20 protein-coding genes and 3 tRNA genes are annotated in these 20,555 nt (G+C 54.1%); 11 read left to right on the forward strand and 12 right to left on the reverse strand.

All coding sequences use genetic code 11. The features are described from left to right. Nucleotides 1-7: 7 nt before the first annotated feature. Together tsaE and nnr are read right to left on the reverse strand one after the other, a co-directional pair. The gene (gene tsaE, locus AAIG26_RS18545) at nt 8-469 is read right to left on the reverse strand and encodes a tRNA (adenosine(37)-N6)-threonylcarbamoyltransferase complex ATPase subunit type 1 TsaE (protein WP_017459175.1); all 462 of its coding nucleotides are present in this window, start codon (nt 467-469) and stop codon (nt 8-10) included. Beyond that, on the reverse strand, nt 462-1,988 hold the full coding sequence (gene nnr, locus AAIG26_RS18550) for a bifunctional ADP-dependent NAD(P)H-hydrate dehydratase/NAD(P)H-hydrate epimerase (protein WP_343181200.1): 1,527 nt from the start codon (nt 1,986-1,988) through the stop codon (nt 462-464). Before nnr ends, tsaE begins: the two co-directional genes overlap by 8 nt. Between nnr and queG the strand changes: the two genes are divergently transcribed. After that, complete coding sequence (gene queG, locus AAIG26_RS18555) at nt 1,987-3,126, forward strand: tRNA epoxyqueuosine(34) reductase QueG (protein WP_097406604.1); 1,140 nt, start codon at nt 1,987-1,989, stop codon at nt 3,124-3,126. The genes nnr and queG overlap by 2 nt on opposite strands. A gap of 269 nt (nt 3,127-3,395) precedes the next feature. Here queG and AAIG26_RS18560 read toward each other — a convergent pair. The 4 genes from AAIG26_RS18560 to orn form a co-directional block, all read right to left on the reverse strand. Next, nucleotides 3,396-3,471, reverse strand: a tRNA-Gly gene (locus AAIG26_RS18560). 73 nt (nt 3,472-3,544) lie between these two features. Beyond that, nucleotides 3,545-3,620 (reverse strand) — tRNA-Gly (locus tag AAIG26_RS18565). Between the two features lie 63 nt (nt 3,621-3,683). Then, a tRNA-Gly gene (locus AAIG26_RS18570) sits at nt 3,684-3,759 on the reverse strand. Between the two features lie 255 nt (nt 3,760-4,014). Next, entirely contained in the window at nt 4,015-4,560 is a 546-nt protein-coding gene (gene orn / locus AAIG26_RS18575; protein WP_020456224.1) for an oligoribonuclease, read from the reverse strand. A gap of 94 nt (nt 4,561-4,654) precedes the next feature. Between orn and rsgA the strand changes: the two genes are divergently transcribed. The 3 genes from rsgA to mscM all read left to right on the forward strand — a co-directional run bounded on the left by rsgA (nt 4,655) and on the right by mscM (nt 10,134). Then, nucleotides 4,655-5,710 (forward strand): small ribosomal subunit biogenesis GTPase RsgA, encoded by a 1,056-nt coding sequence (gene rsgA, locus AAIG26_RS18580; protein WP_343181201.1) that lies wholly within the window; start codon nt 4,655-4,657, stop codon nt 5,708-5,710. A 98-nt stretch (nt 5,711-5,808) separates the two neighbouring features. Beyond that, the gene (gene asd, locus AAIG26_RS18585) at nt 5,809-6,777 is read left to right on the forward strand and encodes an archaetidylserine decarboxylase (protein WP_020456222.1); all 969 of its coding nucleotides are present in this window, start codon (nt 5,809-5,811) and stop codon (nt 6,775-6,777) included. Nucleotides 6,778-6,801: 24 nt separating this feature from the next. Beyond that, nucleotides 6,802-10,134, forward strand: a complete 3,333-nt coding sequence (mscM, locus tag AAIG26_RS18590; RefSeq protein WP_020456221.1) for a miniconductance mechanosensitive channel MscM — start codon at nt 6,802-6,804, stop codon at nt 10,132-10,134. A gap of 53 nt (nt 10,135-10,187) precedes the next feature. On the opposite strand, the gene epmA is transcribed toward mscM, so the two are convergent. After that, nucleotides 10,188-11,165, reverse strand: coding sequence for an elongation factor P--(R)-beta-lysine ligase (gene epmA / locus AAIG26_RS18595; protein ID WP_200552105.1), 978 nt, complete (start codon nt 11,163-11,165; stop codon nt 10,188-10,190). A gap of 307 nt (nt 11,166-11,472) precedes the next feature. Between epmA and frdA the strand changes: the two genes are divergently transcribed. From frdA to blc, 5 genes are all read left to right on the forward strand, one after another. After that, entirely contained in the window at nt 11,473-13,263 is a 1,791-nt protein-coding gene (frdA, locus tag AAIG26_RS18600) for a fumarate reductase (quinol) flavoprotein subunit (RefSeq protein WP_020456219.1), read from the forward strand. After that, nucleotides 13,256-13,990 carry a succinate dehydrogenase/fumarate reductase iron-sulfur subunit gene (locus AAIG26_RS18605; protein WP_020456218.1) on the forward strand — a complete coding sequence of 245 codons (735 nt, stop codon included), beginning with the start codon at nt 13,256-13,258 and terminating at the stop codon, nt 13,988-13,990. The genes frdA and AAIG26_RS18605 overlap by 8 nt, the downstream gene beginning before the upstream one ends. Nucleotides 13,991-14,000: 10 nt before the next feature. Further along, a complete protein-coding gene (gene frdC, locus AAIG26_RS18610; protein WP_020456217.1) occupies nt 14,001-14,396 on the forward strand; it encodes a fumarate reductase subunit FrdC in 396 nt (131 codons plus the stop codon). 10 nt (nt 14,397-14,406) lie between these two features. Beyond that, nucleotides 14,407-14,766, forward strand: a complete 360-nt coding sequence (gene frdD / locus AAIG26_RS18615) for a fumarate reductase subunit FrdD (RefSeq protein WP_017459187.1) — start codon at nt 14,407-14,409, stop codon at nt 14,764-14,766. An 85-nt stretch (nt 14,767-14,851) separates the two neighbouring features. Continuing rightward, complete coding sequence (gene blc, locus AAIG26_RS18620; protein WP_343181202.1) at nt 14,852-15,382, forward strand: outer membrane lipoprotein Blc; 531 nt, start codon at nt 14,852-14,854, stop codon at nt 15,380-15,382. Here blc and sugE read toward each other — a convergent pair. Next, entirely contained in the window at nt 15,379-15,696 is a 318-nt protein-coding gene (gene sugE / locus AAIG26_RS18625) for a quaternary ammonium compound efflux SMR transporter SugE (RefSeq protein ID WP_020456215.1), read from the reverse strand. The two genes, blc and sugE, sit on opposite strands and share 4 nt — an antisense overlap. Before the next feature lie 265 nt (nt 15,697-15,961). On the opposite strand from sugE, the gene AAIG26_RS18630 reads away from it, so the two are divergent. Further along, a complete protein-coding gene (locus AAIG26_RS18630) occupies nt 15,962-16,564 on the forward strand; it encodes a LuxR C-terminal-related transcriptional regulator (protein WP_020456214.1) in 603 nt (200 codons plus the stop codon). 29 nt (nt 16,565-16,593) lie between these two features. On the opposite strand, the gene ecnB is transcribed toward AAIG26_RS18630, so the two are convergent. The 3 genes from ecnB to efp all read right to left on the reverse strand — a co-directional run bounded on the left by ecnB (nt 16,594) and on the right by efp (nt 17,604). Beyond that, nucleotides 16,594-16,740 carry a lipoprotein toxin entericidin B gene (gene ecnB, locus AAIG26_RS18635; protein WP_020456213.1) on the reverse strand — a complete coding sequence of 49 codons (147 nt, stop codon included), beginning with the start codon at nt 16,738-16,740 and terminating at the stop codon, nt 16,594-16,596. Nucleotides 16,741-16,846: 106 nt separating this feature from the next. Further along, the gene (locus AAIG26_RS18640) at nt 16,847-16,978 is read right to left on the reverse strand and encodes an entericidin A/B family lipoprotein (RefSeq protein WP_071925253.1); all 132 of its coding nucleotides are present in this window, start codon (nt 16,976-16,978) and stop codon (nt 16,847-16,849) included. 59 nt (nt 16,979-17,037) lie between these two features. Then, nucleotides 17,038-17,604: an elongation factor P gene (efp, locus tag AAIG26_RS18645; protein WP_017459193.1), complete on the reverse strand. Its 567-nt coding sequence runs from the start codon at nt 17,602-17,604 to the stop codon at nt 17,038-17,040. A gap of 40 nt (nt 17,605-17,644) precedes the next feature. On the opposite strand from efp, the gene epmB reads away from it, so the two are divergent. Next, nucleotides 17,645-18,673, forward strand: a complete 1,029-nt coding sequence (gene epmB, locus AAIG26_RS18650; protein ID WP_269232381.1) for an EF-P beta-lysylation protein EpmB — start codon at nt 17,645-17,647, stop codon at nt 18,671-18,673. A 73-nt stretch (nt 18,674-18,746) separates the two neighbouring features. On the opposite strand, the gene AAIG26_RS18655 is transcribed toward epmB, so the two are convergent. Beyond that, nucleotides 18,747-20,384: a methyl-accepting chemotaxis protein gene (locus AAIG26_RS18655; RefSeq protein ID WP_045514347.1), complete on the reverse strand. Its 1,638-nt coding sequence runs from the start codon at nt 20,382-20,384 to the stop codon at nt 18,747-18,749. Between the last annotated feature and the right edge of the window lie 171 nt (nt 20,385-20,555).

Here is a 20,555-nt window from a genome sequence, read left to right on the forward strand (position 1 = left end):
CTTCCGGTTAACCGGCCATACGTGCCAGTAACGAATCGCCAGATGAGGATACAGCGCTAATGCGCGCCTCACGCCCCTGCGCCTGGTAATCTAAATGGATTTCGACATCCGGGTCAGGCAGTACACCCGCACCTTGTTGCGGCCACTCGACCAGACAAATCGCATCGTTGGCAAAATAATCACGGATCCCCATAAATTCCAGCTCCTCCGGGTCCGCAAGGCGGTACAAATCGAAGTGATACACCATTAATTTATCGAGGGTGTAAGGTTCAACCAGTGTGTAAGTCGGGCTTTTGACATTACCGTTATGGCCTAAAGCCTGCAGAAATCCCCGGCTAAAGGTGGTTTTACCTGCACCAAGATCGCCATATAAATAAATCACTGTCGCGCCGTCGCAGGCCTGCGCCACACGCTTGCCGAGATCCAGTGTTGATTGCTCGTCAGGTAAAGGAATAACTCGATTAATCATCTTCTGTTTCAATTACATCCGGGTTAACAACACGCAACAGCGTGCTAAAAAGATCGGTTGCCAGCATGCCTCGCTGGCCGTACTGCACCGCCAGGCGATCCGCCGCCGCGCCGTGTGCGACACACCCGGCGCAGGCCGCGTGATACAGGCTCAATTTTTGCCCCAGTAGCGAACCGATAATGCCCGACAGCACATCGCCCATTCCGCCACTTGCCATCCCGGCGTTACCGGCATCAATAATGCCCGTTTCGCCATCGTCGCTCGCGATAACCGTCCCCGCACCTTTCAGCACGACAACACCTGCGTAACGTTTTACCAGACGCCGCGCGGAAAGTAAGCGGTCGCTTTCAATTTCTGCCACGCTACAGTTAAGCAAGCGAGCGGCTTCGCCGGGGTGCGGCGTCAGAACGCGATTGTGACGTTTATCGGGATTGATTGCCAGAAGGTTCAGCGCATCCGCATCCCATAACATCGGTTTGCGAAAATTTTCCACTTTCTGGAGCGCCTTTTTACCCCACTCCAGTTGCCCAAGACCGGGGCCAATGACCACCACATCTGCCCATTCAAGGCTCTCATCCAGCGACTCGGCGGTGAGTTCGTGCACCATCAATTCCGGGCGCGCGGTAATAATGGGCGCAATATTCTCGCTACGTGTCAGTACCCGCACCAGGCCAGCGCCTGTGCGCAACGCAGCTTCTCCCGCCATGCGCACCGCGCCAGCCGTTCCGTGATCGCCACCGATAATCACCAGCCGCCCGAAATCACCTTTATGCGAAGTGGGTCGCCGTGGCGTAAACCATTGGGTAAGCAGGGTGGCATCAAAACGGGAAATTGATGTTTGCTGGCCTGAAAGCCAGGCGTCAAGCCCCAACGCATGGTGATGTAATTGACCAACCACATCGCGCGCTTTGCCCGTTAGCAAACCAGGTTTAAGGGCGATAAACGTCACCGTATGACGCGCCTGCATCACCGCACCAGCTGCCGCGCCGGTTTGCGCATTTAGGCCAGAGGGAATATCCAGCGCCAGCACGGGAGCCGGGTGCGCATTGGCATGATCAATCAGCGCCGCCACATCATCGCGCGGCGCACTGGTCAGGCCGGTGCCAAGCAGCCCATCAATTATGAGATCAACCTGTTCCGGCCACAGAACGTCAGCCGCATGGATCTCGCCACCCGCGTTGAGCCACGCCTCGCGCGCCTGCGCGGCCTCTTCCGGCAGCGGTTTGTTGCTTTCCAGCGCCAACAGCGTCACGGAAAGCCCCGCCGCTGCGGCTAAACGCGCCACCACATAGCCGTCGCCACCGTTATTACCGTGGCCACAAAGCACAAGCCAGCAACGCGCATCAGGAAAGTGTTCCCGCGCAATGTTGAACGCCGCTTCCCCCGCGCGCTGCATCAGTTCATAAAGCGTAATGCCAAGGCTATCCGCCGCCTCTTTTTCAGCGCGTCTGAGGTCCTCAGCAGGCCAGACAGAGTGTGGTATACTTGCTGCGATTTTCTTCATTGTATGGTCCGTCATGTCAGAACCCCTCGATCTCAATCACTTAGCGCAACAAATCAAACAGTGGGGCACTGAACTGGGTTTTCAGCAGGTCGGTATTACCGATACCGATCTCAGCGCCAGCGAACCTGCGTTACAGGCATGGCTGGATAAACAATATCACGGCGAGATGGAGTGGATGGCGCGTCACGGTATGATGCGCGCCCGCCCCCACGAGCTTCTCCCCGGCACGCTACGCGTTATCAGCGTGCGAATGAACTACCTTCCCGCACAAGCGGCCTTCGCCAGCACGTTGAAAAACCCGACGCTTGGCTATGTCAGTCGTTATGCGCTGGGCCGTGATTACCATAAGCTGCTGCGCAACCGGTTAAAAAAGCTCGGCGAGCTGATCCAGCAGCAATGTGCTTCGCTGAATTTTAGACCTTTTGTCGATTCTGCGCCCATTCTCGAGCGCCCGCTGGCGGAAAAAGCGGGGCTTGGCTGGACAGGTAAGCACTCACTTATCTTAAGCCGTGACGCTGGCTCGTTCTTTTTCCTTGGCGAGTTATTGATCGATTTACCGCTTCCCGTCGACCAACCGGTGGAAGAAGGCTGTGGCCGCTGTGTGGCCTGCATGACCATCTGCCCGACCGGCGCAATTGTCGAACCCTATACGGTCGATGCCCGGCGCTGCATTTCTTACCTCACTATTGAGCTGGAAGGGGCTATCCCAGAAGAATTTCGTCCGCTGATAGGTAACCGTATCTACGGCTGTGACGATTGTCAGTTGATCTGCCCGTGGAACCGTTTCTCTCAGTTAACCGAAGAAGAGGATTTCAGCCCGCGTAAAGCGCTGCACGCTCCAGAGTTGATTGAACTGTTCGGCTGGACCGAGGCGTATTTTTTGAAAATTACTGAGGGTTCGGCCATACGCCGTATTGGTCATCTGCGCTGGCTGCGGAATATTGCCGTCGCGCTGGGGAATGCGCCGTGGGACGTTGCCAATATTCAGGCACTGGAACAACGTCTGGGTGAGCACCCACTTCTCGACGAACACATACAGTGGGCGATTGCGCAGCAAATTGAGAAGCGTAACGCCTGCGTGGTGGAAGTCCAGACGTCGAAAAAACAACGGCTGGTTCGGGTGGTTGAAAAAGGGTTACCACGCGATGCCTGAGCCATCCACAGCTTGTGAATAAAATTAAAAACACATTACGATTCAACGTTCACAAAATCGTCAAGCGATCGCGTTAACAGTTTGAAATGTTATTTTCTTATTTATTTTCAACGCATTAAAAGAAAATGGTTTGCTTATCGAAGTAATCGTTGTGTTGCGAATGAAAGGCTCGCCTGTGGATAAGTCTGTTCACAAACGTTTAGCGAAGACAATAAAAAACGTCCCCAACGAGGAAACCCGCTGTGGATAATTTATTGGATTTGAAAATTTGGAGCGGGAAACGAGACTCGAACTCGCGACCCCGACCTTGGCAAGGTCGTGCTCTACCAACTGAGCTATTCCCGCATACTTATCTGGTTTGGCTTGCTTGCCGTCACCAGTAAATCTGGATGGTGCGTGCCTTTCGGCATTTCAAATTTGGAGCGGGAAACGAGACTCGAACTCGCGACCCCGACCTTGGCAAGGTCGTGCTCTACCAACTGAGCTATTCCCGCATATTTATCTGGATTCAACGTCAATGCCGAAGCCAGTAAATCTGGATGGTGCATTTCAAATTTTGGAGCGGGAAACGAGACTCGAACTCGCGACCCCGACCTTGGCAAGGTCGTGCTCTACCAACTGAGCTATTCCCGCTTATCATCGATTTTTCAGTAAGTTGCTTACGCTTTTCACTAAAATTTCGTGATGCCGTGTTGCACATTTCTGTGTCTTCACGGGAGGCGCATTATACGAGAAATCCTTCCTGCTGCAAGCCCCCGAAAGCAAATTTTCGCTTTTTTTGTTCAAGTGCCGATTTAATCGACAAAACGCGCATTTTTCCAGCAAAGTCGCGCGGTTAGTGGCTTACAGAGCCGAAGCTAAAATTTCCGGCTCCGCGCCGCTTTTGTATTACAGCTTAATAAAATGCTCGCGATAGTAAGCAAGTTCCGCCACCGATTCGCGAATATCATCCAGCGCCTGATGCGTGTTCTGCTTTTTCAACCCTTCAAGCACTTCCGGTTTCCAGCGGCGCGCCAGCTCTTTCAACGTGCTGACATCCAGGTAGCGATAGTGGAAATAGGCTTCGAGCTCCGGCATGTACTTAAACAGAAAGCGGCGATCCTGGCCGATACTGTTACCGCAAATCGGCGATTTCCCCGCAGGTACCCACTCTTTCAGGAACGCTATAGTCGCCAGTTCTGCCGCACGGTCATCCAGTTGGCTGGCCTTGACGCGATCCACCAGGCCGCTACCGGTGTGCGTACGTACGTTCCAGTCATCCATCAGCGCTAACTGCGCGTCGGATTGGTGAACGGCAATTACCGGACCTTCCGCCAGAATGTTGAGGTTTGCATCGGTCACCAGCGTCGCGATTTCAATAATGCGATCGCGCTCGGGATCTAACCCCGTCATTTCAAGATCGATCCAAATGAGGTTGTTTTCATTTGCGCTCATGCTATTTTCCACCCTTCTCGCGTAACTATATTCATCTAAAATTGCGTGTATCATAGTCGTTTTGCCCATCCGGGGCGACCAGGAGCCAGCACGATTGAGTAAAAATAAACTCTCCAAAGGGCAGCAGCGCCGCGTCAATGCGAACCATCAGCGCCGACTAAAAACGTCTGCGGAGAAAGCTGACTACGATGACAACCTGTTCGGCGATCCGTCCGAAGGGGTGGTGATCAGCCGCTTTGGCATGCACGCCGATGTGGAATCCGCCGATGGCGAAGTGCATCGCTGCAACATACGCCGCACTATCCGCTCGCTGGTGACCGGCGATCGCGTGGTATGGCGTCCGGGTAAAGAGGCGGCAGAAGGCGTCAGCGTGAAAGGCATCGTAGAAGCGGTCCATGAACGCACCTCGGTGCTGACGCGCCCTGACTTTTACGATGGCGTCAAACCGATCGCGGCAAACATCGACCAGATCGTCGTGGTTTCCGCCATCCTGCCGGAGTTATCGCTCAATATCATCGACCGCTATCTCGTGGCGTGTGAAACCCTGCAGGTCGAGCCGTTAATTGTGCTGAACAAAATTGATCTGCTGGATGACGACAGCTTGCGCTTCGTTAACGAGCAGATGGATATCTATCGTGGGATTGGCTACAAGGTGCTGATGGTTTCAAGCCATACGCAAGACGGGCTGGGACCGCTTGTTGAAGCCTTGACCGACCGCATAAGCATTTTTGCGGGTCAGTCCGGGGTGGGGAAATCGAGCCTGCTCAATGCGTTGCTCGATTTTCAGGAAGATCAAATCCTCACCAACGACGTTTCCGACGTCTCTGGTCTTGGCCAGCACACCACGACTGCGGCGCGGCTGTATCATTTCCCACATGGCGGCGATGTGATTGATTCACCGGGCGTTCGCGAGTTTGGCCTCTGGCATCTCGAACCGGAACAAATCACCAACGGCTTTGTCGAATTCCATGACTATCTTGGTCATTGCAAATACCGCGACTGCAAGCACGATACCGACCCAGGTTGCGCCATCCGCGAAGCGGTAGAGAAAGGCGAAATCGCCGAAAGTCGGTTTGAAAACTACCACCGCATTCTTGAGAGCATGTCGCAAGTAAAAACGCGTAAAAGCTTTTCTGAATCTGATGACTGACAACTACGCTTAGCGTCGCTAAAATCGTCCCCTTTTTAAAGGCTTCGGCGCTTACGCGCCGGGTCAGGAACGACAAAAACAATAGCCTGGAGGCTACCTTGTTAAACTCATTTAAACTTTCGCTTCAATACATTCTGCCTAAACTGTGGCTCACTCGCCTGGCGGGCTGGGGCGCGAGCAAACGTGCAGGCTGGCTGACCAAACTGGTTATCGATCTGTTCGTGAAATACTACAAGGTCGATATGAAAGAAGCGCAGAAGCCGGACACCGCCAGCTACCGCACTTTTAACGACTTTTTCGTCCGCCCACTGCGTGACGAAGTGCGCCCGCTCGATACTGACCCGAACGTGCTGGTGATGCCTGCGGACGGTGTGATTAGCCAACTTGGCGCTATCGACAACGACAAAATTCTGCAGGCCAAAGGGCACAACTACACCCTGGAAGCGCTGCTGGCGGGCAACTACCTGATGGCGGATCTGTTCCGTAACGGTAGCTTTGTCACCACCTATCTCTCGCCGCGCGACTATCACCGCGTGCACATGCCGTGCAACGGCATCCTGCGCGAGATGATTTACGTGCCGGGCGATCTTTTCTCCGTGAACCATTTGACGGCGCAGAACGTGCCGAACCTGTTTGCCCGTAACGAACGCGTGATCTGCCTGTTCGATACCGAGTTTGGTCCGATGGCGCAAATCCTTGTCGGCGCGACGATTGTCGGCAGCATCGAAACCGTATGGGCGGGCACCATCACTCCACCGCGCGAAGGCATCATCAAACGCTGGACCTGGCCTGCCGGTGAAAGCGAAGGCGCAGTTGCCCTGCTGAAAGGCCAGGAGATGGGCCGTTTCAAACTCGGTTCTACCGTAATTAACCTGTTTGCGCCGGGCAAAGTGAATTTAGTCGAGCAGTTACAGAGCCTGTCAGTGACCAAAATTGGCCAGCCGCTGGCGATTTCCGCCGAAACCTTCGCGCCTGTTGATGCACAACCGGCACCGCTTCCGGAAGCGGAAATCAAAGCAGAGCATGACGCCAGCCCGCTGGTAGACGACAAGCAAGACGAAAGCTAAGCCTTAACCATTCTGGAGACTGATGTGCGCCTGATTATCGTTTTTCTGATGGCCTGGTGCCTCAGCCTGGGGGCTATCGCCGCAACGGCCCCCGATGCCCGGCAAATCGCCCAGGAGCTGGAGCAAGCCAAAGCGGCGAAAAACACGCCAGATCAGGCCGAAACCGTCGAGGTGCTCCAGGCCGCGCTAAACGCGCTCGAAGAACGTAAAGGTTCACTCGAGCGCGCCAAACAATATCAAGAAGTCATTGATAACTTCCCCAAACTCTCCAGAACGTTGCGCGCGCAGCTCGATAACCTGCGTGATGAACCGAAACCCGTTCCGGCGGGCATGAGCAGCGACGCGCTGAATCAGGAGATCCTGCAAGTCAGCAGCCAGTTGCTGGAGAAAACCCGTTTAGCGCAGCAGGAGCAGGAGCGCGCGCGGGAAATTAGCGACTCGCTAAGTCAGCTACCGCAGCAGCAAACCGACGCACGCCGCCAGGTCACCGAAGTTGAACGCCGCCTCGGCGCGCAAAACAGCAATACCCCGCTGGCACAAGCACAAAACTTTGGCGCGCAGGCGGAATCCGCGAAGCTGAAAGCACTGGTTGACGAACTGGAGCTGGCACAGCTATCAGCAAATAACCGCCAGGAGCTGGCGCGCATGCGCTCCGAGCTGGCACAAAAACAGAGCCAGCAATTAGACGCGTATTTACAAGCGTTGCGTAATCAACTCAACAGTCAGCGCCAGCGCGAAGCGGAACAGGCGTTGGAAAGCACCGAATTACTGGCCGAAAACAGCGCCAACTTACCGGCGGGAATTGTCGAGCAGTTCCGCATTAACCGCGAGTTGTCACAGGCGCTGAACCAGCAGGCGCAGCGTATGGATCTGGTGGCATCACAGCAGCGCCAGGCCACCGGGCAGACATTGCAGGTTCGTCAGGCGCTGAATACCCTGCGTGAACAATCGCAATGGCTTGGCGCGTCCAATATGCTCGGTGAAGCGTTACGCGCACAGGTCGCTCGTCTGCCAGAGATGCCAAAACCGCAGCAGCTTGATACCGAAATGGCGCAGTTGCGTGTGCATCGCATGCGCTATGAAGATCTGCTGAACAAGCAGCCGCAACTGCGACAAATCCGCCAGGCGGATGGTCAGGCGCTGACGGCTGAGCAAAACCGCATTCTGGAAGCACAACTGCGCACCCAGCGCGAACTGCTGAATTCGCTATTGCAGGGCGGCGATACGCTAATCCTTGAACTCACCAAGCTCAAAGTTTCCAATAGCCAGTTGGAAGACGCGCTAAAAGAAGTGAATGAAGCTACGCACCGCTATCTGTTCTGGACGGCGGATGTCAGCCCTATCTCCTTCGCCTGGCCGATTGAGATCGTGCAGGATCTGCGTCGCTTGCTTTCGCTCGATACCATCAACCAGTTGGGCAAAGCCAGCGCCATGATGCTCACCAGCAAAGAGACGTTATTTCCGCTGTTTGGCGCGTTGCTGCTGGTGGGCTTTAGCATTTACTCCCGTCGTCACTTTACGCGCTTTTTGGAGCGTTCCAGCGCGCGCGTGGGCAAAGTGACGCAGGATCACTTCTGGCTCACCATGCGTACGGTGTTCTGGTCGATTCTGGTTGCATCGCCGCTGCCGGTATTGTGGAAAACGCTCGGCTACGGTTTGCAGGAAGCCTGGCCCTACCCGCTGGCAGTGGCGATTGGCGACGGCGTAACCGCCACCGTGCCGCTGCTGTGGGTGGTGATGATCTGCGCCACATTCGCCCGCCCGACCGGCTTATTTGTCGCCCACTTCGGCTGGCCGCGTAATCGTGTGGCAAGAGGGATGCGTTATTACCTGATGAGCATCGGTTTTATTGTGCCGCTGATCATGGCGCTGATCATGTTTGATAACCTTAACGATCGTGAGTTTTCGGCGTCGCTGGGGCGGCTCTGTTTTATTCTGATTTGCGGGGCGCTGGCGATTGTGACGCTAAGCCTGAAGCGTGCCGGGATCCCGTTGTATGTTGATAAAGCTGGCAGCAGTGAAAATATGCCCAACCACCTGCTGTGGAACCTGTTGCTCAGCGCGCCTCTGGCGGCGATTCTGGCTGCCTGCGTGGGTTATCTGGCTACGGCGCAGGCGCTGCTGGCGCGTCTGGAAACCTCGGTCGCCATCTGGTTCCTGTTGCTGGTGGTCTATCACATCATCCGCCGCTGGATGCTGATCCAGCGCCGCCGTCTGGCCTTTGAACGCGCCCGCCACCGCCGCGCGGAGATCCTCGCCCAACGCGCCCGTGGTGAAGAAGATGTTCCCCATCACACCAGTACTGAAGGCACTGCCGAGGTGGATGAGCCGGAAGTCGATCTTGATGCTATCAGCGTACAGTCATTGCGCCTGGTGCGTTCGATCCTGATGCTGATCGCCCTGCTGTCGGTGATTGTGCTGTGGTCCGAAATCCATTCCGCCTTTGGCTTTCTGGAAAATATCCCGCTATGGGATGTCACCTCAACGGTACAAGGCGTGGAAAGCCTGGAGCCCATCACCCTCGGCGCGGTGCTGATCGCCATCCTGGTGTTTATTATCACCACCCAACTGGTGCGCAACCTCCCCGCCTTGCTGGAGCTGGCGCTACTGCAACATCTGGATCTGGCACCGGGCACGGGTTATGCCATCACCACGATCACCAAATATCTGTTAATGCTGTTTGGCGGATTGGTAGGCTTCTCGATGATTGGTATTGAGTGGGCCAAATTACAGTGGCTGGTCGCGGCACTCGGCGTTGGGCTGGGTTTTGGCTTGCAGGAGATTTTCGCCAACTTTATCTCTGGCCTGATTATCCTGTTTGAAAAACCAATCCGCATTGGCGATACGGTGACGATCCGCGATCTGACCGGTAGCGTCACCAAGATCAATACGCGCGCGACGACCATCAGCGACTGGGATCGCAAAGAGATCATCGTGCCGAACAAGGCGTTTATCACCGAACAGTTTATTAACTGGTCGTTGTCGGATTCGGTCACGCGCGTGGTGCTGACGGTACCGGCACCCGCCGATGCCAACAGCGAAGAGGTAACGCAAATTCTTTACACCGCGGCCGAACGCTGTTCGCTGGTGATTGATAACCCGGCGCCGGAAGTGTTTCTCGTCGATTTGCAGCAAGGTTTGCAACTGTTTGAGCTACGCATTTATGCGGCGGAAATGGGGCATCGCATGCCGCTGCGCCACGAAATCCACCAGCTGATTCTGGCGGGCTTCCGCGAACACGGTATCGATTTGCCGTTCCCGCCGTTCCAGATGCGTCTGGAGAGTCTCGACGGCAAACGCACGGCAAGGACGCTGACGTCCTCCGGCAAAAGCAGCCGCCCGGCGGGCAGTTTGTAAGCCAACAATAAAGGCGCCTCAGGCGCCTTTTTTACTGTGTACTCAATAGGTCATCAGGCCCGGTCGACGGTAAACGCAATTACATCCGCCAGGCTTTCAGCCTGCAACGCCAGCATCACCAGACGGTCAACGCCCAGCGCGACGCCGGAGCAATCCGGCAGACCGGCTTTGAGTGCTTCCAGCAGGTTTACATCCACCGGTTGCTGCGGCAAACCGCGCGCGGCACGTTTGCGATTATCCTGCTCGAAACGCTGCTGCTGTTCGCGGGCATCGGTCAGCTCATGGAAACCGTTCGCCAGCTCAATGCCTTTGAAATAAACCTCAAAACGCTCTGCAACGCGGTGATCTTCGGTACTGATCTGCGCCAGCGCCGCCTGGCTTGCCGGAAAGTGATACACAAAAGCCGGACGATCTTTACCGATCTGCGGTTCCACGCCCATGGTGAACAGCAGTTGCAGCAACGTGTCCCGGTCTTCTTCCGTATCGGCGATATTGCTCAGATCAAGCTTCGCCGCCGCTTCACGCAGTTGGGTTTTATCAGCGGAGAGTGGGTCGATTTCCAGATAACGCTGGAAAGCCTGCTGGTAAGAGAGTGACTCCGCCGCCGGGCACTCCAGCACCTGTTGCAGCAAATCATCCACTTCATTCATCAGACGATACATGTCGTAGTGCGGGCGATACCACTCGAGCATGGTGAATTCAGGGTTGTGATGACGGCCCATCTCTTCGTTACGAAAACTTCTGCACAGCTGGAATACCGGGCCACATCCCGCAGCCAGCAGGCGTTTCATGTGATATTCCGGGCTGGTCATCAGATAAAGATTGAGCCCCTGAGAGTGGCCTGGGCCAACAAAACGGGTTTCGAACGGGAACAGGTGAATATCTGTCACCGTCGCCTGGCTCATACAGGGCGTTTCCACCTCAAGCACACCGCGATCGGCAAAGAAACGGCGAATTTCCGCCATAATTGCCGCGCGTTTCAACAGGTTGGGGATGGATGCGCTCGGCTGCCAGGTTGCCGTCTCGCTCATGGTACTTTCTCCGATTTCAGACAAGGGCACGAAGTCTACCCGCATCGATCCGCAGAGACAAATTTTGCGCAAAATAATTTCATTAATGTCGTCTATAACTAGATGGGTAAACATTTAATGGTGATATCAATCAAGATCGATGACATATCACCGCATAGAACAGCAAAAAAATCGAACGCATCAAATTTCCCCCGAATCTCTACGGTTATACTGCCCTTACCCAAAAAGGAGCAGTGGAACATATCCGCAACTACCTTGAGCGCTTCAGGCTTATCGTTGCGGAACAACAATAATCTGGAGGAATGTCGTGCATACCTTTCAAGCCGATATCGCTGTGATTGGCGCAGGCGGAGCGGGATTACGCACCGCGATCGCTGCGGCGCAAGCCCACCCCAACGCCAAAATCGCACTGATTTCAAAAGTCTATCCCATGCGCAGCCACACCGTTGCTGCGGAAGGCGGCTCTGCCGCCGTCGCCCAGGATCATGACAGCTTCGAGTACCATTTCCACGATACCGTTGCTGGCGGTGACTGGCTCTGCGAACAGGATGTCGTTGACTATTTTGTGCATCATTGCCCGACAGAGATGACCCAGCTTGAACAGTGGGGCTGTCCGTGGAGCCGCCGTCCTGATGGAACGGTCAATGTGCGCCGCTTCGGCGGGATGAAAATCGAACGTACCTGGTTCGCCGCCGATAAAACCGGCTTCCACATGCTGCATACCCTGTTCCAGACATCCCTTCAGTTCCCACAAATCCAACGTTTCGACGAGCATTTCGTACTGGATATCCTGGTCGATGACAACCATGCCCGCGGGCTGGTGGCCATGAATATGATGGAAGGTACGCTGGTGCAGATCCGCGCCAATGCGGTGGTGATGGCAACGGGCGGCGCGGGTCGCGTTTACCGTTACAACACCAACGGCGGCATTGTCACCGGCGACGGTATGGGCATGGCGCTGGCACACGGCGTGCCGCTGCGCGACATGGAGTTTGTGCAGTACCACCCGACCGGCCTGCCCGGCTCCGGCATTCTGATGACCGAAGGTTGCCGCGGTGAAGGTGGGATCCTCGTCAACAAGAACGGCTACCGCTATTTGCAGGATTACGGCATGGGCCCGGAAACCCCGCTCGGCGAGCCGAAAAACAAATATATGGAGCTTGGCCCGCGCGACAAAGTGTCGCAGGCGTTCTGGCACGAGTGGCGCAAAGGCAACACCATCTCCACACCGCGTGGCGATGTGGTACACCTCGATTTGCGTCATCTTGGCGCGAAGAAAATCAACGAACGTTTGCCGTTTATCTGCGAGCTGGCGAAAGCCTATGTTGGCGTCGATCCGGTCAAAGAGCCGATTCCGGTACGTCCAACCGCGCACTACACCATGGGCGGTATCGAAACCGATCAAAACTGCGAATCCCGTATCAAGGGTCTGTTTGCCGTGGGTGAGTGCTCGTCTGTCGGCCTGCATGGCGCAAACCGTCTTGGCTCGAACTCGCTGGCGGAGCTGGTGGTGTTTGGTCGCCTTGCCGGTGAACGCGCTATGGAACGCGCCGCAACCGCAACCGAGGCCAATGACAGTGCGCTGAACGCACAAGCCGCCGACGTGGAAAAACGCCTGAAAGCGCTGGTGAACCAGGACGGCACTGAAAGCTGGGCGAAAATCCGCGATGAAATGGGTGAATCCATGGAAGAAGGTTGCGGCATCTACCGTACGCCGGAACTGATGCAGAAAACCGTGGATAAGCTGGCGGAGTTGCAGGAGCGCTTTAAACGCGTACGCATCACCGACACGTCCAGCGTCTTTAATACCGATGTCCTTTACACCATTGAACTTGGCCACGGCCTGAACGTCGCCGAATGTATGGCGCACTCCGCGCTGGCACGTAAAGAGTCTCGCGGTGCGCATCAGCGTCTGGATGAAGGCTGTACCGAGCGCGATGACGTTAACTTCCTCAAGCACACGCTGGCTTTCCGTGATGCCGATGGCGCAACCCGTCTGGAGTACAGCGACGTGAAGATCACCACGCTGCCGCCAGCAAAACGCGTCTACGGTGCTGAAGCTGAAGCGACCGAGAAGAAGGAGACGAACAATGGCTGAGATGAAGAATCTGAAAATCGAGATTGTCCGTTACAACCCGGAAGTGGACAACGCGCCGCACAGCGCTTTTTACGATGTGCCCTACGATGAAGCCACTTCGCTGCTCGATGCGCTGAACTATATCAAAGATAACCTCGCGCCGGACCTGAGCTATCGCTGGTCGTGCCGTATGGCGATTTGCGGCTCCTGCGGCATGATGGTTAACAAAGTGCCGAAACTCGCCTGCAAAACCTTTCTGCGCGATTACGAGAAAGGGCTGAAAGTCGAAGCGCTGGCTAACTTCCCGATCGAGCGCGATTTGGTGGTCGATATGACCCACTTTATCGAAAGCCTTGAAGCGATTAAGCCCTACATTATTGGTAACGCGCGCACGCCGGATCAGGGGCCTAACAAGCAAACCCCGGCGCAGATGGCGAAGTATCACCAGTTCTCCGGCTGTATCAACTGTGGTTTGTGTTATGCCGCTTGCCCGCAATTCGGTCTGAACCCGGAATTTATCGGCCCGGCAGCGATCACGCTGGCGCATCGCTATAACCTCGATAGCCGCGACAACGGTAAGAAAGAGCGCATGGGGCAACTCAACAGCCAGAACGGCGTGTGGAGCTGTACGTTTGTCGGTTACTGCTCGGAAGTCTGTCCGAAGCATGTCGATCCGGCCGCCGCTATTCAGCAGGGCAAGGTAGAAAGCTCGAAAGACTTTCTTATCGCCACCCTGAAACCACGCTAAGGAGTGCATTATGACGACTAAACGCAAAGCCTGGGTTCGTCCCATGCCATCAACCTGGTGGAAAACCCTGCCGTTTTATCGCTTCTATATGCTGCGTGAAGGAACGGCGGTCGCGGCGGTCTGGTTCAGCCTCGAACTGATCTTCGGTCTTTTTTCGCTGAAACATGGGCCGGAAAGCTGGGCAGGGTTTGTACATTTTCTGCAAAACCCGATTGTGCTGATCCTCAACCTGATCGCGCTGGCGGCGGCACTGCTGCACACCAAAACCTGGTTTGATCTGGCACCGAAAGCCCAGCTCATTATTGTTAAGGGCGAAAAAATGGGTCCAGAGCCGGTTATTAAAGGGCTTTGGGTGGTAACGGCAGTGGTCACCGTGGTGATCCTGTTTGTCGCACTGTTCTGGTAAGGAGGCCAACGTGATTAACCCGAATCCAAAACGTTCTGACGAACCCGTTTTCTGGGGATTATTTGGCGCTGGCGGTATGTGGGGCGCGATTGTCACACCGGTTATCGTGCTGTTGATTGGCGTGCTGCTGCCGCTGGGGTTCTACCCCGGCGACGCGCTCGGTTACGATCGCGTGCTGGCGTTTGCGCAAAGCTTTATTGGCCGCGTCTTTATCTTTTTGATGATTGTATTGCCGGTGTGGTGCGGTCTGCATCGTATCCACCACATGATGCATGATTTAAAAATCCATGTTCCCAGCGGTAAATGGGTGTTTTATGGTCTTGCGGCCATTCTCACCGTCGTTACCCTGATCGGTGTTTTATTTCTTTGATAGCAGTCGCTCTCCTGCGTAAGCAGGAGAGCAAATTTCCCGCCAGCGTCTATACCCTAAAGAAAAGATCTGGAAGGAAAATCTCATGCGCCTGATGCTTCTCATCATGACTGCTATCGCTGCGCTGTTCATCTCCGGCTGTAGTTCTCCCACTCCTCCTGACGGCGTGACCGTCGTGCAAGATTTCAATACGCAACGCTATCTGGGTAAATGGTACGAAATTGCCCGCTTTGACCACGCATTTGAACGCGGGCTGGAAAGGGTCACCGCCACGTATAGCCTGCGCGACGATGGCGGTTTGACGGTAGTGAATCGCGGTTACAACACGGAACGCGGCATGTGGCAGCAAGCCACCGGCACCGCGTATTTTACCGGTGACCCACGCACCACTGCGCTGAAAGTCTCCTTTTTCGGCCCCTTCTATGGCGGCTATAACATCCTTGCACTGGACAAAGATTACCGCTACGCGCTGGTTTGCGGGCCGGACCGCGACTATCTCTGGATATTGTCCCGCACGCCCACCCTGCCGGCAGACGTAAAACAGCAGATGCTGGACATCGCGGCCCGACAGGGGTTTGCCGTGGACAAACTGCTATGGATTAACCAGCCCCATTAATGGGCGCTCAGTTTCAATCCGATAATCCCGGCGACAATCAGACAGAGGCTGAGGATCCGCGCCACGCTTGCCGATTCGCCGAGCAGCACAATGCCGGCGACGGCGGCGCCGACTGCACCAATACCGGTCCAGATGGCGTATGCCGTTCCCACCGGCAATGTTTTCATTGCCCATGACAGCAGCACGACGCTTGCGACCATCGCCGTCACGGTAATCAGGCTTGGCATTAACCGGGTAAAACCGTGGGTATATTTCAGGCCGATAGCCCAAACCACTTCAAGAAGACCTGCAATAAGAAGAATTAACCAGGACATTTTTGGCTCCAGTGTGGGGCCGTCCCCATTGTGAATGAGCGCAAACGGGTCGTCCCGTTTGGCGTGTTAGAGAGGGAAATTTTGACGTTTTAGGCTCGTTATTTCAATATTTTTGTTCTTGCTCAATTTTAGGCGTTTTAAAGCGAGAAATAGCCACTGTTCGCAGCGGAATTCCGGCATTTATTCACCATATCTACCCCCTATGATAAATCCGCTCTCCTGAATTCAGGACGTTGTGCGACACTCTCTGACTGCGAAGAAAAATATGTTCAAGATTCTCGTGATTGACCGCTGTTACTTCACCCGCACAGGGATGGAATCCTGGCTCAATCAACCCGATTTGTTCCCCGCTTCCTTCCTGGTAACCGCGTTGCATAACTTGATGCTCGCCAAAGAACATATTGTGCAGTGGCAACCGGACCTGGTGATTGCCGACCTTCACGGATTCAAGAATGAAATACATCATATTCAACAGCTTGCGTCTTTTTTCTCTGTTTGTAGCGACCCCACGCAGGTGATGTTGTTAGAGTCTGGCGAAGATGCGCAACTGTCAGAATTTTGCGCGCAGTTTGCTATTCAGGCGACGCTGTTGAAAACAGAACCGCTGGAAAAACTGGCGAAAATTATCGACGCAATGGTGCTGGCGCGCCCGATCCGTGCGATACCGAAAATCGCCACTCCGCTGCTGACAAAGCAGGAAGAGAAAGTGCTGACGCTATGGATGGAAGGGAATAATAACCAGGCGATTGCCAGTAATCTCAGCATTAACGGTAAGACCGTTTACACCTACAAGCGCAATATCAGAATGAAGCTGGGGATGGGAAACCGTTTTACGCCGTTCTTATCACTGCCGGAAAACTCAAACTAACGGTACGGCAAGCGCCGTACCGACAGTGATTACTGTTGCGCTTTTGACGCCGCGCCAGAAATCGCGTTACCGCCATCGGAGATATCCTCTCCCACACCACGCGTGGTGTTACAGGCCGTCAGGACTGAGGAAAGAACCAGAACAGAAAAGATCGCAGCAATTGTCTTCTTAACCATAATATCTTCCTTTTGTAGCCAATATTGTTTGTGTATAGCCACTTAAGCATAGACAAAATCCGGGAAGGTTAGCGGAACGGAAGCATTTTTAGGAAGAGAGGAAGTTTTAGTTCGCTGCGCGGGAAATGACATGGCCCAGACTTTGGATGTCTTCGCCAACGCCACGGGCGGTATTGCAACCGGAAAGCAGTGCGCAACTGATAAGAAGTAGAGAGAAGAATTTCGTCAGACGTTTCATATCATCCCTGCCTGCAAAGTTCGACGGCGTAGCACGGCGCTACGCCGACGTCGTGAGGATTATTTCACGCGAGATACGTATTCGCCAGAGCGAGTATCTACTTTAATCACTTCACCAATCTGCACGAACAGCGGAACTTTAACCACTGCGCCAGTGCTCAGGGTAGCCGGTTTACCGCCGGTACCTGCGGTGTCACCTTTCAGACCTGGATCGGTTTCAATAACTTCCAGCTCAACGAAGTTCGGCGGGGTAACGGCGATCGGCTGGCCGTTCCACAGCGTTACGATGCACTCAGCCTGATCCAGCAGCCATTTTTCGCTATCGCCAATCGCTTTTGCGTCAGCGGAAAGCTGTTCGAAGGTTTCGTTGTTCATGAAGTGCCAGAACTCACCGTCGTTGTACAGGTAAGTCAGGTTCATATCGACAACGTCCGCGCCTTCTGCGGAATCAGTAGATTTGAAAGTTTTTTCTACACGCGTACCGGTCAGCAGACGACGCAGTTTAACGCGTGCGAAAGCCTGGCCTTTGCCTGGTTTAACGAATTCGCTGGCTTCAACCGCATAAGGTTCGCCGTCCATCATGATTTTAAGACCGGCACGAAAATCGTTGCTATAGTAAGTCGCCATAAGGCCCTCTGAAATTGTTAACTGGTAGCTAAGCCACAAAATGGCGCATATTGTAACCCTAAAAACCCCATCCAGAGAAGATTGGTTAATACAACTTGCCGATGTAATCACCGATCCGGATGAACTGTTACGTCTTCTAAAGATAGACACAGATGAAAATTTAATCGCTGGCGGGGCGGCAAAGCGCTTGTTCCCGCTACGCGTTCCCCGCGCATTCGCAGCGCGCATGCAGCCGGGAAATCCGCATGATCCGCTTCTGCGTCAGGTACTTACTTCACAGGAAGAGTTTATTGCCGCGCCAGGTTTCAGCACCGATCCGCTGGACGAACAGAGCAGCGTGGTACCCGGTTTACTGCACAAATATCGCAATCGTGCGCTGCTGCTGGTTAAAGGCGGCTGCGCGGTAAATTGTCGTTATTGCTTCCGTCGCCACTTTCCTTATGCCGATAACCAGGGCAACAAACGCAACTGGCAAGGCGCGCTGGACTATATTGCAGAGCACCCGGAACTGGATGAGATCATTTTTTCCGGCGGCGATCCGCTAATGGCAAAAGATCATGAGCTGGACTGGCTGCTTGCCCAACTGGAAGCAATCCCACATATCAAACGCCTGCGCATTCACAGCCGTCTGCCGATTGTGATTCCGGCGCGGATCACCGATACGCTAAGCGCGCGTTTTGCCCGCTCATCGCTGCAAATTTTGCTGGTGAACCACATCAACCACGCCCAGGAAATCGGTGATGATTTTCGTCATGCCATGGCGCAACTGCGTCAGGCCAATGTCACGCTGCTGAACCAGAGCGTGTTGCTGCGCGGCGTGAATGATAATGCGCAAACGCTGGCGGATTTAAGTAATGCGTTGTTCGATGCGGGTGTAATGCCTTATTACCTGCATGTGCTGGATAAAGTGCAGGGTGCGGCGCACTTTATGGTCAGTGATGACGAGGCGCGCACGATTATGCGCGAACTGCTGACGCTGGTATCGGGTTATATGGTGCCGAAACTGGCGCGTGAGATTGGTGGGGAACCCAGTAAAACGCCGCTGGATTTGCAGCTTCGTCAGAGTTAAAAAAAAACGGCTACGCGATGAGAGCAAACGTAGCCGCGAAACAGACGAGCCTACAGCGGCTCGTCGCTAAAACTTAAAAGGTTTCCCATCCATCATCTCCGCCACCCGCCACTGCCGGGCGCGGCTGTCTGACTGGCAACACGGAAGACCTCACGACAGCCGGTTGTTGACCAGGCAAACGGAAGACATCAACCAGCTGTTGCAGTTTGGTGGCTTGATCTTCGAGGCTACCGGCCGCCGCAGACGATTCCTGAACTAGCGCGGCGTTCTGCTGAGTGGTGGTATCCATCTCGGACATCGCCTGGGCAATCTGCGAAATGCCGCGGTTTTGTTCGTCGGACGCAGCGGCAATTTCCTGCATCAAATCTTTCACCTGCAGCACCGAGTTGACGATACCGCTCATGGTTTCACCCGCCAGGTCAACCTGCCGTGAACCCTCTTCAACAAACGTGACTGATTCACTGATCAACGCTTCAATCTCTTTTGCCGCCTGAGCACTACGCTGAGCTAATGAGCGCACCTCACCGGCCACCACGGCGAAACCTCGCCCTTGATCCCCGGCTCTTGCGGCTTCAACGGCCGCATTGAGCGCCAGAATGTTAGTCTGAAAAGCGATGCCGTTGATAACCGACGTAATTTCCGAAATACGTTTGGAACTATCCATAATATCTTTCATGCGGCTGACCGCAGCTCCGACGACGCTCCCGCCCTGAGAAGCGGTATCAGAGGCGGTAAGGGCTAGCTGGCTGGCCTGATGCGCGTTCTCTGCGTTCTGTTTTACCGTGGAGCTTAGCTCTTCCATACTGGCGGCGGTTTCAACCACAGCGGCGGATTGCTGCTCAGTACGGGCAGAGAGTTCGTTGTTGCCCAGCGCTATCTCATTCGCGGCAGTGTTCACCGAACCGGAAGCGGCACGCACCATGGCCAGCGATTCGGCCACTCGCTCAACAAGATTATTAAAGGCACTTACTGCCTGGCCGATTTCGTCCAGACGTCCGGTCGGTAACGCATGGCTGAGATCGAGTTTTTCGCTAATTGTGACCATGCCGTCTTTCATGCCGTTCAGACGACGTTTGATATTCAGCACGGTGAACAATCCGAACAAACCCAGAATGAGTGTTGCGGCAATCGTCGCCGTTAAGGAGAGAATCATTGCCCGGGAAATTAAATTGTCGCTGTCCTGAACAGCCTTGGTCACTAATGATGAGTTGTACGCCACTTGCTCAGCAAAATCATTAATTAACAGCGCAATATTATCTGCGACAAACCCACCTTTCTGCATTGACTTAATAATGGCAACGCGGTCATTACTTTCTGAGACTTTAAAATACTGGTCCATTACAGAACGGAATTTTTCTAAATCACTTAATGTTTTATTAGATAAATCCTGATCATGTTGGTCAGAAACAAGATCTTTAAGGTAACCCTGGTGCATGGCGTAGAGTTCGTCATACAATTTTGTTGCATTCTGTTTTATTTCGGCCATCCCGGCGGGATCGTCCGTCAGACCATGTAAAAAGAGCTGCCCGCGAACTTTTAAGATCTGCAGTGTCTCTTTATTCATTGCATCCAGGCTGGGTAAGGTGTTTTCCTGAAAGTAATTTTGTGACTCACCAATTTTAGACAGTGAAATTATAGCGATAACATTAGTGCCGATGAGGCTTAAGATCAGTAATGAGAAAGCAAGTAACAATCTCTTTGTAATATTCATTCGTAACTCCCGACACCATCATGCATAAAATATATTGTTAGATTATACAGTCCCTCGTTTTTTGTCCTGAGGTAGGTATCGGCAAGTCGTAATATTACTTTAGTCGCCAACGCATTTTTTAGAGAAAAATTCATCCAAAGCTGTGAATATAATCACACTAGATAAATCTTA

The sequence above is a fragment of the Kosakonia sp. PSU_27 genome (assembly GCF_039409795.1).
Classification (GTDB): Bacteria; Pseudomonadota; Gammaproteobacteria; order Enterobacterales; family Enterobacteriaceae; genus Kosakonia.

Coding starts and splice junctions, on each gene's coding strand:
- tsaE (WP_017459175.1), bottom strand. CDS start 469: ATGATTAATCGAGTTATTCCTTTACCTGACGAGCAATCAACACTGGAT.
- AAIG26_RS18630 (WP_020456214.1), top strand. CDS start 15,962: ATGTTCAAGATTCTCGTGATTGACCGCTGTTACTTCACCCGCACAGGG.
- orn (WP_020456224.1), bottom strand. CDS start 4,560: ATGAGCGCAAATGAAAACAACCTCATTTGGATCGATCTTGAAATGACG.
- blc (WP_343181202.1), top strand. CDS start 14,852: ATGCGCCTGATGCTTCTCATCATGACTGCTATCGCTGCGCTGTTCATC.
- epmB (WP_269232381.1), top strand. CDS start 17,645: ATGGCGCATATTGTAACCCTAAAAACCCCATCCAGAGAAGATTGGTTA.
- efp (WP_017459193.1), bottom strand. CDS start 17,604: ATGGCGACTTACTATAGCAACGATTTTCGTGCCGGTCTTAAAATCATG.
- sugE (WP_020456215.1), bottom strand. CDS start 15,696: ATGTCCTGGTTAATTCTTCTTATTGCAGGTCTTCTTGAAGTGGTTTGG.
- epmA (WP_200552105.1), bottom strand. CDS start 11,165: ATGAGCGAGACGGCAACCTGGCAGCCGAGCGCATCCATCCCCAACCTG.
- frdC (WP_020456217.1), top strand. CDS start 14,001: ATGACGACTAAACGCAAAGCCTGGGTTCGTCCCATGCCATCAACCTGG.
- nnr (WP_343181200.1), bottom strand. CDS start 1,988: ATGACGGACCATACAATGAAGAAAATCGCAGCAAGTATACCACACTCT.
- AAIG26_RS18640 (WP_071925253.1), bottom strand. CDS start 16,978: ATGAAACGTCTGACGAAATTCTTCTCTCTACTTCTTATCAGTTGCGCA.
- AAIG26_RS18655 (WP_045514347.1), bottom strand. CDS start 20,384: ATGAATATTACAAAGAGATTGTTACTTGCTTTCTCATTACTGATCTTA.
- queG (WP_097406604.1), top strand. CDS start 1,987: ATGTCAGAACCCCTCGATCTCAATCACTTAGCGCAACAAATCAAACAG.
- AAIG26_RS18605 (WP_020456218.1), top strand. CDS start 13,256: ATGGCTGAGATGAAGAATCTGAAAATCGAGATTGTCCGTTACAACCCG.
- ecnB (WP_020456213.1), bottom strand. CDS start 16,740: ATGGTTAAGAAGACAATTGCTGCGATCTTTTCTGTTCTGGTTCTTTCC.